6 protein-coding genes are annotated in these 13920 nt (G+C 52.1%); 5 read left to right on the plus strand and 1 reads right to left on the minus strand.

The annotated features are described in order from the left end of the window. Window positions 1-5: 5 nt before the first annotated feature. Window positions 6-1919, minus strand: coding sequence for a 1-deoxy-D-xylulose-5-phosphate synthase (gene dxs, locus ACTJJS_RS02455; protein WP_440662265.1), 1914 nt, complete (start codon window positions 1917-1919; stop codon window positions 6-8). Window positions 1920-1998: 79 nt separating this feature from the next. Here dxs and ACTJJS_RS02460 point away from each other — a divergent pair, with 79 nt between their 5' ends. The 5 genes from ACTJJS_RS02460 (at window position 1999) to ACTJJS_RS02480 (ending at window position 13917) form a co-directional block, all read left to right on the plus strand. After that, window positions 1999-3405, plus strand: a complete 1407-nt coding sequence (locus ACTJJS_RS02460; RefSeq protein WP_440662266.1) for a PLP-dependent aminotransferase family protein — start codon at window positions 1999-2001, stop codon at window positions 3403-3405. Between the two features lie 123 nt (window positions 3406-3528). Next, the gene (locus tag ACTJJS_RS02465; RefSeq protein ID WP_440662267.1) at window positions 3529-5181 is read left to right on the plus strand and encodes a Hint domain-containing protein; all 1653 of its coding nucleotides are present in this window, start codon (window positions 3529-3531) and stop codon (window positions 5179-5181) included. 12 nt (window positions 5182-5193) lie between these two features. Then, window positions 5194-8769 carry a hypothetical protein gene (locus ACTJJS_RS02470; RefSeq protein ID WP_440662268.1) on the plus strand — a complete coding sequence of 1192 codons (3576 nt, stop codon included), beginning with the start codon at window positions 5194-5196 and terminating at the stop codon, window positions 8767-8769. After that, window positions 8766-12389 (plus strand): hypothetical protein, encoded by a 3624-nt coding sequence (locus tag ACTJJS_RS02475; RefSeq protein ID WP_440662269.1) that lies wholly within the window; start codon window positions 8766-8768, stop codon window positions 12387-12389. Before ACTJJS_RS02470 ends, ACTJJS_RS02475 begins: the two co-directional genes overlap by 4 nt. 19 nt (window positions 12390-12408) lie before the next feature. Further along, entirely contained in the window at window positions 12409-13917 is a 1509-nt protein-coding gene (locus tag ACTJJS_RS02480) for a hypothetical protein (protein ID WP_440662270.1), read from the plus strand. Window positions 13918-13920 lie beyond the last annotated feature (3 nt).

Below are 13920 nucleotides of genomic sequence, written 5' to 3' on the forward strand. Positions count from 1 at the left end.
TTTTTTTAATGAATTTGAAAATCAGCTTCCGGCTTCTTTACGCTTCCCGCCATCTCCCTCACCGCCTGAACAATCCCCTTTTTATCATACCCGTACAATTCATGCAGCTGCTGCTGCGTGCCTTGTGTGGCAAATGTGTCCGGCAGTCCCAATCGCTTTAATGTAACGTGATAACCCTGCTCCACCATAAACTCCATCACTGCACTTCCTGCACCTCCCTGTATACAACCATCTTCTACGGTGATCACCGTTGAAAACCGGCTGAACACTTCATGTAGTAATGCCTCGTCCAGTGGCTTAAAGAAGCGAAGGTCATAATGTGCCACGTCTAAATGATATGCTTCCAGTTCCTTGCAGGCTGCTGTCACGTATTGTCCCACGGGGCCAAGGGAAAGAATGGCGATATCCCTGCCGGAACGGATTTTACGCCCTTTTCCTATGGTCAGCTTTCTGAAACCGGCAGTTGGAGGCAATGGCGCCGTAGTCCCTTTAGGGTAACGGACCGCAAACGGCCCGTGGCTTTCACCGGACTGGGCGGTGAAGAGCAGGTCCCTGAAGTCTTCCGCGTCCATCGGGGAGGCACCGATGATACCGGGCACGCATCTTAAAAAAGCGATGTCAAATGCGCCGTGGTGCGTTGGCCCATCCTGACCTGTCACACCGGCCCGGTCAATACAGAAGACGACATTCAGCTTCTGCAGCGCCACGTCGTGGATCAGCTGGTCATAAGCGCGTTGTAAGAAAGTGGAGTAGATGGTGCAATAGGGGAGCAAGCCATCGGCTGCCAGACCGGCAGCAAAAGTTACGGCATGCTGTTCGGTGATGCCCACGTCAAATACGCGTTCCGGCATTTGTTTTTTCATATTGGTAAGTGCGCTTCCGGATAACATCGCGGGTGTTATCGCTATAATTTTCGGGTTGCTGTTGGCCAGTGTTATTAACGTATCGCCGAATACCTGCTGAAAAGTGGTGGTGGTGTCTGCATCTAATGTGGCGCCGGTGGCCCTGTCGAATTTTTTGGGCGCATGCCATTTGGCATGGTCGGTCATGGCCGGTGCAAAGCCCTGGCCTTTGGTGGTGACGCAATGCAGCAACTTGGGCCCGGGGATATGCTTCAGTTTCTCCAGTACATGGACCAGCTTCGGCAGGTCATGTCCGTCAACCGGGCCAAAATACCGGATGTTCAGCGCTTCGAAGAGATTACTGTAGCGTAGGAGCCCTCCTTTTATGGCTTTCTGAAGTTTCCTGGCCACTTCCACAGGCCAGTTGGCTGGCTGCCCGGGATGTGTCAACAACTTTCTGATGTGCGACTTTAACGCATTGTAATGTTTGCCTGTGGTCAGCTCGGTGAGATAGTTTTGTAGCGCGCCGGTATTGGCGTCTATCGACATATTATTATCGTTCAGTATCACCAGCATATTAGGCTGTTCATAACCTGCGTTGTTCAGGGCTTCAAAGGCCATGCCTGCCGTCATGGCGCCGTCACCGATCACGGCGATGTGCTGACGGGTATGGTCGCCCCGGTATTTGGCGGCACAGGCCATGCCCAGTATAGCTGAAATGGAAGTGGAAGAATGACCGGTGCCGAAGGCGTCGTATATGCTCTCGTCCCTGCTGGGGAAACCGCTGATGCCCTCCAGCAGCCTGTTGGAATGGAATCGGTTTTTCCTTCCGGTTAACAGTTTATGAGGATATGCCTGATGACCAACATCCCAGACCAGTTTGTCTTCCGGAGTGTTGAATACATAATGCAGCGCTACGGTCAGCTCCACTACACCGAGACTGGAACTGAAATGACCTCCGTTCGAGGCAACATGATCTATCAGGAAAGACCTTATCTCCCCACAAAGGTGTTGCAGGGAGGTAACGGGCAGGCGCCGTAAATCATCAGGGGTGTCAATATTATAGTGTTCGGGCATTCAACGTTCTTTCCGCCAAATTTAAATCGCTTACTTTTACGGTACAGATACAGATTATGTATAAATTACCAGTACAGATATGAAGGTGTATAAATTCGAAGCCTTTACCAACGCCATCGAAAAAAACATACGCGAAGGCATTTTCAAGCCCGGGCATAAACTACCTTCTGTCCGCGATCTGAAAGAGCAGTACCAGACAAGTATCAGCACGATACAGCACGGCTATGAATACCTGGTGGCCCGTGGACTGGTGGAGAGTGTGCCTAAATCAGGTTACTATGTCAGCAACAAAGCAAACTTGTCGGACCAGCAGGTGAAGGCCAGACACAGGCCAGTGGTGAGGGACGCCATCTTTAAGCATCATCTTGGCCTTACTACTTCTCTGAAGGAAGGACGACAGTTATCAGAATTTAATGTGGCGGCTCCCGGTGATCTGTTGATACCACAGAAATTATTGCTCCGTACCATGCAGCAGGTGATCAGGGAACAAGGCGCTTCGTTGTTACGCTATTACCCGTCAAACGGATCGCCGGCATTAAAGGAAAACATCATTAAAAAAGCAGCTGTCCATCAAACCATTTTAAATCCGGATGAACTGTTGATTACGGACGGAGCCCTACAGGCGCTGTACATCGCTTTGTCTGCTGTCTGTAGCCCGGGCGATGTGGTTGCTGTGGAAAGTCCTTGTGTGTTTTCTGTCCTGGAAGTGATCAGGGTATTACAGCTCAGGGTGATAGAAGTGCCCGTTGATCCATACGCCGGATTTGATATCGATTTTTTGAAGAAAGCCTGTCGCACCAATGCTATTAAAGCTGCTATTGTAACACCTAATTTTCATAACCCTACCGGGATATTAATGACCGATGAACAGAAGCTGGCGCTGTTGTCTGTAGCCTATCAGCACCATGTTGCGTTGATCGAGAACGATGTGTACGGAGACCTGAACTTTCACGGGCAACGGCCTTCTGCGATCAAAAGATTTGATGACAGCGGACTGGTGTTGTCTTACGCATCCTATGCGAAAACACTGGCGCCGGGAATACGCGTGGGTTGGCTGTCAGCGGGCAAATTTATGCAACGTGCGGAGCAGATCAGGTTTGCATTGGGGAGCACCGTTTCCCCCCTGTACCAGGAGACGGTCAGCCGTTTGCTGGCCGGCAACAGTTACGACCGGCATGTTCGCTCCTTCAGAATGCAGCTGGCGAAGAATGCGCATCAGGCCATCAATTTATTGTCCGCTTATTTTCCGGAAAAGACTTCCATCTTAACGCCTTCGGGTGGATATAACATCTGGGTGAAGATGCCGGATGATACAGATATGGTCTACTTCTATGACCAATGTGGAAAGATAGGCGTGCGGTTTACACCGGGTTACACCTTCTCGTTTTCCGGCGCTTATGATAAATATTTCAGGTTGGTTTTTGCGGACAGGTTTTCTTCCAAAAGGACGGAAGCGCTTCGGCTGGCCGGCCAGCGGGCACAGTGACCTCTGCGGTGTCCGCTCTCCTGCATGTTGATTGTACAAAATCAAAAACGATTAGCATTGCGAATCAAAAAGAATGTCTTAACTTAACTACTCAGTATCCCCGAAACCATTAAACCCCTTTATATGAGCCCTCAACCAGACCTTGCGGTACAGCGTGCCAATGCACTACTGTCATTCCACCAGTCATTGCCTGCAGGCAAAACCACTCCACTTAATCTTTCCGATGCAGACCAACGCAAACATGCTGAAGTGATGCTGCAGGCAGCCGGCCGTTTCAGCGATGCTTATCCACACCTGTACAAAGCCTTGTATGGCGGCAGCAACCACAGCCCAGAAGGCATTGACACAGTTCATCTGGTGGATTCCGGAAAAACGGCAGCAGGAAAAGCAACAGCGTCAGTGATGGCTTGCTCCGGCGGCAACAATATGATAAGCGGCGGTCACCTCGTGATATTCGATGCCGACAGCGGCGAGTTACTGGCACAGGGAGAGAATACCTCCGTAAGAAGCGGTGTTGTAGTATGTTCTACGCGTGCTGCTTCGGCATTGCCTGCGGGAAAAAAGCTCTCTGTTTTGTACCTCGGCCATACAATAAGCGATGATGGATCTACCAGGTTCTTTAGTTATGCGAACACGGTTAGCGTAGGCAATGGCATCACCGTAAAAGTAACCGATCCTGTCATCAAAAATTCGACAGACGGCCTTATCCATCTTGGCGTAGGCAGGACAGGAGGATATCCCACCAGCGATTATATTTATACCGAACCGCAGAACCTTAACAATCCCTGGGTCATTTCGCCGTTTACCGGCACTGTGCCGCTCAGTGGCTCCATTGATATAAAGCGTCTCACCGTCGCAGACCTTACTACAAATATTGTGATTCAAAAAACCGGCGGCACTAACATCACATTAAACCGCTCAACCCAGTTCACGCCAGATTCAAGATTTGTAGCCGCTTTCTTTGTTGGAATCTCTCCCAATATTTTACAGTTTAATTTTCCATATGATAGTTTGAGCCATTCCAATACAAGGTCCATCGTCTATGATTCCACTTCTTTTGGCAGTGAAGTGGTGAGCTATTTTTACTTTGCCTTTAACGGTATTCCGCTGCAGGGAGGGGCAGTCGCACCGCCTTTTTATGTATGTAGCATTAATTTCCCCGATGAACCCTCGCTCAATTGTACCAAGATACCCAACCTCTATTACTGGTGGCATTGCCTGGCCAAAGGCACATTGGTGACACTGGAAGATGGCTCACAAAAACCGATAGAGGAAATAACACAGGACTACCGGGTAAAAACCGCCGACGGTAAAAGCCTTGGCGTATACGCCACCGTAAAAGGCACACATACCTCCAATGGTACGCCCGGCGAAGATGGCGTGTACAAAGTGACAACAGCCAATGGAAAAAGTTTTGTGGCCACAGGCGATCACATGGTGTTTACCGCTGCCAACAAATGCAGCAGCGTGCATGACCTCGCGGCAGGCGACGGCATACTCACTGAGGAAGGCGCATCAACAGTAAAAAGTAAGGATGCCATATCATATGACGATACGTTCTATGCGCTCGCATTGGGGCATCCCGATGAGCAGGCTGCTCCTGACTTCCCCAAAAACATGGCAGGCTATTATGCCGGCGGCGTATTGCATGCCGACCAGAACGCCATGCGTACTCAAACAGCTGCCAGGTACAAAGACCCCGACTATATGCTGCCCCGTATGAAACAGGAGCTTCACCAGGATTACACTTCTGCATTGAACGATATGCGTTCTTAATATTTATTCCGCATGGCTACAAGCGTTATTCAAAACCTTTATTATGCCAGCCCCTATTCGCAATTGCCACCGGGCGTTGGCACGGCAGGTATCACCCTGCAAACAGACCCCAGTCAATCACCCACGCCGGCAAACGTCCGCGACCCGGTACTGGTGATACGGTTACGCATGGCGGCCAACCCGCAGGAAGTAATCGCTGTATCGCCCACCTCCGGTGCCGGCACCAGTGTGAAGACAGCCTTTATTCAGCCTAAGTTCCCGCTGTCCGCCACTGATTCGTATATGCTGGACGTGATATGGGTAAGAAATGGCACGCCGGAACCCAGCATCGACTGGAACGCGGCCATTACCTCAGCGCCCATTACAGCAGCGGAGGTATCCATCTTAAGCGCCAGTTTCGACGGATCTAACGTAACAGCCGTGCTGGGATATGGCTCCAGCGGGATGGGCGTAGGTGCACAGGTGAATGTATATTCTCTTTCGTTTGGTACATATGTCAACGTGGGCAGTATGCAAACGGAGGGTAATACAGTAACGGTACCTGTTAACAGCACCGGCTTCCCTGCCGTATTCTTCTTAAGCGCACAGGCAGCCATTCCTACCGCTAATACCGGCGGCGCCGGGTCTTTTTCCGGCCCGTTCAGCCTCGGCCCCGCTACGCCCATTACTGCGGCCTGTGGCATACCTCAGGCTGCTAAAACCATCAGTGCCGCGGCTTACAACGGCAGTACACTGACGCTTTCATGGGCGCTCGATACCGTCACCGGCTGCGTTGATCCTGACTCCAGCCGCATACAGGTGCTGGCCAACGGAAAAGTCATCGCACACTATACCGGCGGCCCCTTGTCGGCCATCGTTCCATTGGAGGCCTACGGACAGAACGGTATCACCATCGCCGTCAGCACGGTTTCAAATAATATCGGCAGCAAACCTTTAACGTTCAGCCTGATCACCACCTCACCGGAGATCACGAACGTGGTGGCCAACAAGTCTTCCGGCAAGGTGACTGCCAGCGTCACCATTCCGACAGGACTGGCAGTACAGGGATATTTAATGGATGGAGACAATGTGCTGGCAGGACCTGTAACAGCCAACGGCAATGTGCTGACCTTCGACTATGCGACGGCTAAATATAATGTGGAGGGCATGGTCGGACTGAGTGTGAGAGGCAACATCGCTTCTGCCGACGGTACCATCACAGGCCCGCGAAGCAAGCCGGCAGTGTTGCTGGCAACAACGCCTTCGCTGAAACTCGCAAATATCCGCACCGATCCCGCCAGCGCAACAAAGTGGCGTATCGATCTTACATGGGACCGCCTGCCGGATGCGGCAGAAAATGTTGCAGCCTACACGGTCAGTCTCTTGCAGGACAATGTAACGGTTGCTACCCAAACACTCAATGCCGTAGCCACCACCCTTTCTCTGGACAAGACAGCTATCGATACCGGCAAAACACAAACCATTCAATTGTCCGCCACCGGCGCTACCGGCGGCGCTTCGCCCACCCAAACGCTGTACGCGCTGTTTGCCGCGCCTGTGCTGGCATCGCTTGCCACCACGCAAAACCAGGTGGCCGCCACCTGGAAGGCGCCGCAAATTCCGGCTGGCAATACAATGCCGGTCATATATCGTTTGACCGCTATTGCCGGTGGCACCGTTATTGGCCGTAGCAGCGAAACAACCGCCATCAGCGCGGCGATAGCGCTTGCAGACATCGCTGTTCCTGACACCGGAAGCATGAGTGTCATGGTCAGTGTGGCATTAGGGCCTGTAGTGTTGCAACCGGATACGGGCATGGCCGGCGGAACAAGCGCCACGCCGATTCTAAAAGCCCCGGCCATCAAACAGGTGAGCGCCGATCCCGTTACCAATATATCCACCCTCAACTGGGCGGCCGTTGATACTGCCAGTACCTATACCATCATTTTCACAGACGGCACCTCGCATAAAGACATTGGCACTACTTCCTACCCGTTGCCACAGGCACTTGCCACCGGCGCACAGATGGGGTATACAATACAGGCCAATGGTACGGCAAACGGCGTCGCCCTTACCGGGCCGCCATCGGTGTTGACGTACATACCCACCAGCGTAGCCGATATATCATGGGTGAGGTATAACGGAAGTGATGTGAGCCTGGAGTGGACCGGTGTGCCAGACGCTTTGAGCTATAATGTTTTTGTGTACGATGAACTAAACAGCAAGGCTTATACCGGTGCAGTCAGTCAGACTTCGGCATCTTTTACCATTACGCCGGAACCCGGCAGGGTGTACACTGCCTACGTACAACCGGTAACAATAGACGGTACAGCGCTGAGAGGAGCAAGAGGTACCTTATTCAGTGCAGGCGTATACGTGAGCCAGCAACCCTCTGCTACGGCCTACCCTTATGCTTACATTGCGCAGGCCATGAATGCGTTGGGATCTGCTACGGCCAATCCGCCGGCGCAGGTGATTACGCTGTACCTGCCTGAACTGGGCAGTACTGCCGGCGCACTGGGTACTACGGCCATCTCATCAGGACCGTTTAAAATTGAGCCTTCAGGAGTGGCAGCGCTGCCGTACAAGCTAACGATAGCCGGAGACGCCAGCGTATGGACGTTCAATACCATTGCCATAAGACCGCAGCTGGGACAGGCTTATGTTACTTTCCTGAAAGACATTGAGAAACCGCCTGTTGGCGGTGTGCCCGGCGCCACGGCCTATGGTATTGCTTTGGTGCAATCAGCCATCGCCTGCGCCCTGCCGCAGACATTTGCCGAGCAGCTGTATTACAACTTCGGATTTTCAACCACTACCAATACAGGCGCCGGTTATATCGACCTGCGGCCGGGAATGGTACTGCGGGTGACGGCAAGTGATTATGTCAACATTCCGGGCAGCGTGCCCACATGGATCAATGGATATGGTCCGGGCGCCCCGCTCGATTTTGAGATCGGCAGCTATAACGCAGGCGGCAACTGGCGTACCGGCTTTGACGCTTTCCTGAGCACGCTCTCTTCTTTAGGCGCGCTGAATGTAAGCGTTCCGGCCCTGAGCACCGGTTATACACAGGCCGGGCTTGCAGGCGCGGTTGATCTCTATTATTCACAATTCATACAACCCTTTTACCGCCTGTATTTTCCGTCAGCCATCAACCCCGCCTGGGGACAGGGGACCAATTCCACCCAGTCTAATTTTACACTGGTGGCGGCAGCGAAATATGCTGACCTGCAGAATACAAACGTCAACCCGTCCGTTACGCCCACGGCTTACTTCCGAGGCAGGACAATCGTGCAGGTCATGATAAAAGTGATGGTGAACGGGATGGAGAGGCTGGTGCCGGTGGGCGCCACAGTGGGCAACCTGCTGGAGCAGTTGAACATGCTGCCGGCAGCTACTTCCGGACTGTCTAAAAACCTTCGTATATACAGGTCCGTTACAGCGGCCATTACCGGCCCGACAGCTTCCGCTTCACTGACGCCACTGCTGGAGTTGCGGGTAGACTGGAACGGGCTTTCTACGTATGCCATGGGCAATGGACTGAATGCCATGTCAGCACCATTGCTGCCTGGCGACCAGGTATTCACTGATAAAACCGGTGTATGAGCGCTCCCGTATTTAACCAGGTAGGCTCGTTATTGTTATATGAGCTGTCTACGTTGCCTGTCGGCAATGCACCCGGTTACTGGGCCGGATATTTCGCGACGGCCTCCAGCAATCTTGGCGCAAACGCCGGCACCACCGCGGTATGGCAGGACATCAGCGGCGGCTTCTATTTATTCCTTGATAAAAAGCCAGCTGATTTCGCGTTGTTCGTACAGGAACTGGAGGCGCTGCGTCCCAGCTTGGGGCCGCCCAATGTGGTACGTTTTGTATGGATCATGAATGCTGACCAGCCTTCTCTGAGATGGCAAACCACTTCGGGCCTTGCGGAATATGCAGGCAGTGGAACGGATATAACGTGGACGCTTACACGTGCAGTGTCATTCCTGTTTGGCGCGTACCAGTTGACCATTGCAGGACTGAGCGCGTTGACATATATTGACGATACCCATGGCGGGGGCATACAATTCACCGCCGGTGGCAGCCTGGACGGGCCGGAAGGTGGCTATGCATTCGGGCCGGCGGCCATGAGCTTCACCGGGCCGGCATTAGGAGCTTTTAACAGCGAAATGAATATCCCGCGCCCTTCCAATCCTGATTTTGCCGGTGTATGGAACGCGTTAAACATCGGGCTGCTGTACGGAGCAGCTCCGGCAGCAGAAACAGATCTCCCGGAAGATAACTATACACAAATGGTGTTCATGCCTGTATTCGACAGGCAGAAAGATACGTTGAACCTGGGACTGCTATTTGATCCGCTTTACCTGCAGGAGCCCTCCCGCACGGCGCTAAGCCTGTTTCCGCCAAGTGGCAATCCTTCACTTATACTGGACAGTTACCTGCGCACCACAAGGGGTTACACTATACAGCTGACACCATTGACCGGCAGTGGGGCCATTCCGGACGCCAGGTTTGTCATCGGCGCATGCCCGGTGCAAACCGGCTCGCCCGATGCTGGATTACGGTACCACTTCAGTCCTGATGGCGCATTCCAGGTTACGGTGAAACCGCCGGCCAGTGCGCCGGCCACCGCTTCCGCTACTGTTGTCACCGACCAACTGCTGTTGGGCCTCTCGGGGCTGGAGTATGCCAACCTGGGCAGCAGCACTTACATGATAGCATTTGAAGGCGGCAAGCCCGCCTATATTCCGCCACCGGGAAAAGATAAAAACGTGGCGCCCGATGTGTCGGAAGCGCTGACAGCTGCGGCCACCACGTCACATTTAACGGTACTGTCGGTGAACAACCAGGGAGCGCAGCCGGTGTATTTTGCGCAACCGCAACAGGCGCCGGTATTCTCCAACCGTCAACAGCGTGAAGACAATGTGCTCGACTATAATCCCATACCAGCGTACACACTTCATTATAATGAAGCCCAACGGCCGCCGGTATTTCCTTCCGGTGTTTATGCAGGGCTCACCGGCACGGACGTAGCCGTTGCGTCCGGAATGGAAAATGCCAGTATCGCACCATACAGAAGCTATTGCCTCGGAAAGGAGTATGGCATGACGCCTATTAATGAGATGCCTTCACGCCGCGTCCGCGCGGCAGGTGACCCGCTGGGCGTTACACCGCAGGGAATGGTGGCTGAGCTGACACCGGATTACAACGATTACGACGGACTGATACTGGGCAACATGCCCGGCACCGAATATCCAAGGGTAGACCTGAGCGCCGTGCAGGGAAAGTTCAGGCAGGTGCTGCAAAGCAACCAGCTGTTTTTTGTAGCGGCAAATGTGGATGAACTGATGATGGGCACTTCCGTACGTTACATGTTAACAGATGGAGAGAAGCCTTATCTGCTGGCGATGGGTGTCCCGCAAACGATCATCGATGCGGTATATCAAACACTGACAGGTAAAACGCAGCCCTTTGAAACAGAAAAAGATTTCGTGGCATGCATCGGCACTGCGGCCACAGTACAATATCTCCCCAGTTTTCTAAAGATAGCGGGCATCCTGAAAGTGGAAATGGACGGATGGGTATTCCAGCTCTCGCCCAGGTCATGGCGTACGGATGCCGCCAGTCCCACTATCATGATTGGTAAGTTCTGCAACCGCACGTTGCTGGAACTTGCCAATGACACCAGCAGCTGGCTCTGGCCGGAAGTAGCCGTACGTAAAGACAGTTCGCTGGCTGCCACGCAGACCGTGCTGGTGAACATGTTCAACGCTGCTGCAGAACCTGGCGCTTCCGAAGCCTTGAAAATATTTTACAAAAAGGTGGTGAATGATCCGAACTGGAACGGCTTCCTGTTCCTGAATGCGCCGGCGGATATCGCTGAAATGCCCGATGAACTGAAGTTTCTTACTGCGGGCATCGACCTTAAACAATTTTACGCGCATCACATCGGCTTTTCACAAACACCTTTCACGGTGGAAAATGGCATGCCCAAACTGGAGCAGACCGCCGCATTTGGGTTGATCAACTATAACGACCCGCTTGATCTCTATGCCGATGAAAGCATTCCGTTTGGCTTTAAGACGATGGTACTGCTGGTGCGTTTTGCCAACGCCGCACTGGCTGATTTCTCCGCACAGGTGGAACTGATGCTGAACCAAATGCTGGGAACACCGCTCAGCAAACAAGTAGCAGCACGCGGTAATAACCTCATCATGGACGGTTCCTACCAGCGTGTGGGCGGCGCGCCCAGCTATTCATTTGCCCTGATAGGACAGAATATTTTTCTGTCAGGCGGGGGCTCGGCGCTTGCCTCCATTGAAGTGTTGTCTGTGCAGCTGGTCAATGGCGGCAATAAGGCCAATCTCACAGAAGTGCTGACAACATTCATTCTTTCGGGTAACCTGAAGTTTGTGCTGATAGAAGGGTTTGATCTTTTCTCTTTTGGGCCCGGGGAAGATACCAATGCAGATTATTATTTGCGCTACAGCGGATTAAGCATAGACATGCAGTTTCTTATGACAGCGCCCGAAGACCAGACATTTACAGTGCGTGAGGCTAATACCGCTTTTGATATGACGGCCAGCCTGGCCAGGCCTTCTTCTTTGTTGAATAATTTTCCGTTGACGGTCACCTCCCTGATAGCCAGTCCGGATTTGTCTGAAGAAGGGGAGCCACCCAGCGGGCAAACGCCGGAAGACATGGGCTATACTTCTGTTTCGGCCCCTATCGACCAAACACCGATGAAGCCATCCTGGTACGGCCTTGTGTTTACGCTGGACCTGGGGACGTTTGGCGCATTGACCGGAAGTGTGAGCTTCAAAATATCCATCCTGGCTGCGTGGTCGTTGGGTGGGGGTACAGACGGACTCGCAGTCTATATGGGACTGAAGCTTCCGGGGATTAACGCTATTGCCGGTAGTTTTCCAATACAGGGCGTGCTGAAAATCGGCTTCAGGAATTTTCAGTTTGAAACGTACCAGACCAACGATAAAAAGCTGGGATACTTATTACGCCTGCGCAATTTCTCCGTGTCTGTATTGTTATGGAGTTTTCCGCCAGGAAACAATAATATCATACTGTTCGGCCAGCCTGGAAATCCCAAAGGATCATTGGGCTGGTATGCAGCGTATGACAGCGGCACCAATAAAAAGCCTAATACGATGATTGATCCGGTGCAGCGCCGTCTTGAAACCGGCAGGCGCACACCGCCGGTAGCATAACCTCAAAACCATACAATTTATGGCAACTGGATTTATAGTACTCACCGTAGTGGACGTTGGCCAGGGACAATGCACTTTCCTGGAAGTGTATGACGATAGTAAGACCCCTAAATTGATTCAGACCGTCATGATGGACTGTGGGAGCGACAAAAAAAGCGATGACACGCCTACTAACCTGGAATATATTGCCACCAGGGTGGCATCGATGGCCAAGCCTGCGTTTGATTGCATTATTTTTTCGCACAGCGATAAAGACCACATCAGCCTGACCCAGGATGTACTCGATTTGATCCCCGCCACCAAAAAGCCTGTTGTGAAAAAAGTAGTGTATGGCGGTGACTACGATCAATATGAGAAATCCCATGTTAATATCCTCGATGACCTTCAGACGAACGGTTATTGCACAAGAAAGGATATTATCAGCCCGGGCAGCTATAAAACCAATTATGACAAAAAGAACGGCAAATTTGCAGGTCGGCCGCTATGGGAAAGCAGTGACAAAGCTGTTAAGATATATTCCGTTGTTGCCAATGTACTATCAAATGATCCCGATTGGGATTCAAATGATGAAGATCTATGGGGATCAAAGGCTGAGGAAAAAAACCGGGTGTCGATCATCTGCGGCTTATATTATGCCGGCGTATCGTACGTTATTTGCGGAGATGCCACCAATGTGACCATGTCGGTGACCAATCAGCTTTTTAAAGGGACAACGGTCTTTAAAAAAAATGAAATGACCACGTTGCCACACCATGGCAGCAGGGCAACAGCTTATGCGGTGCCCCGCACGAAAGATCCCAGCGACGCCGCAGTGAAGGTGGTGAACACATTTGCCAAGCTCATGAACTCGAGAATACTCACGGCCAGCGCTTTTGAAAAGCACAGGCATCCGTCTTTGATGCTGATGAACGCCTTTCTGCCTACGCTGACAAAGCCATTTCTTCGCGACGCGAGGCTCAAACAACAAAATACGCACCGGCTGAACGCCTATGTAGATATAGATATCGAGATAAAGAACAATACTCCACCTCCTACAAAAAAGAAAAAAACGGGCAAGACAAGCGGAGACTTCGTGACACGAGATTCGGTATGGTCTTTTGATTCTACCACCTGTACCTTCACCACCAGATATACTAATCCATGGCTGGTCTATTCTTATAACCTGGGTAATGATAAATGTGAGGCCTCGGATGGCGTGAAAACTAATAAAACCACCAAGGCCCCGGAAGTTATTAACCCACATGCCTGCTGGCAATGGGACGGGCTTTCGGACGGCGAATGTCTTGTAGGTGGTTATGCTGATCTCAGCCTGCCGCTTACAATATTTACAAGCGGCGCCGTGGGATTGGCTATTCAACCCGGCGGTCCTCTGGGAAGAAGAGCTGTGTGGGAATTTGATAAAGATGGAAATGAAATAGCAGGGAAAGACAGCAGGCCATCACCGGTAACCGTCAGGTCAAAAAACATCCCCGTCAGGCAGCCGGCATCCTCCCCAAAACAATTTCAACGCCTGCAACAATTCTATTAAACA

The sequence above is a fragment of the Chitinophaga sp. 22308 genome (assembly GCF_052045305.1).
GTDB lineage: Bacteria > Bacteroidota > Bacteroidia > Chitinophagales > Chitinophagaceae > Chitinophaga > Chitinophaga varians_A.

Coding starts and splice junctions, on each gene's coding strand:
- ACTJJS_RS02465 (WP_440662267.1), top strand. CDS start 3,529: ATGAGCCCTCAACCAGACCTTGCGGTACAGCGTGCCAATGCACTACTG.
- ACTJJS_RS02475 (WP_440662269.1), top strand. CDS start 8,766: ATGAGCGCTCCCGTATTTAACCAGGTAGGCTCGTTATTGTTATATGAG.
- ACTJJS_RS02460 (WP_440662266.1), top strand. CDS start 1,999: ATGAAGGTGTATAAATTCGAAGCCTTTACCAACGCCATCGAAAAAAAC.
- ACTJJS_RS02480 (WP_440662270.1), top strand. CDS start 12,409: ATGGCAACTGGATTTATAGTACTCACCGTAGTGGACGTTGGCCAGGGA.
- dxs (WP_440662265.1), bottom strand. CDS start 1,919: ATGCCCGAACACTATAATATTGACACCCCTGATGATTTACGGCGCCTG.
- ACTJJS_RS02470 (WP_440662268.1), top strand. CDS start 5,194: ATGGCTACAAGCGTTATTCAAAACCTTTATTATGCCAGCCCCTATTCG.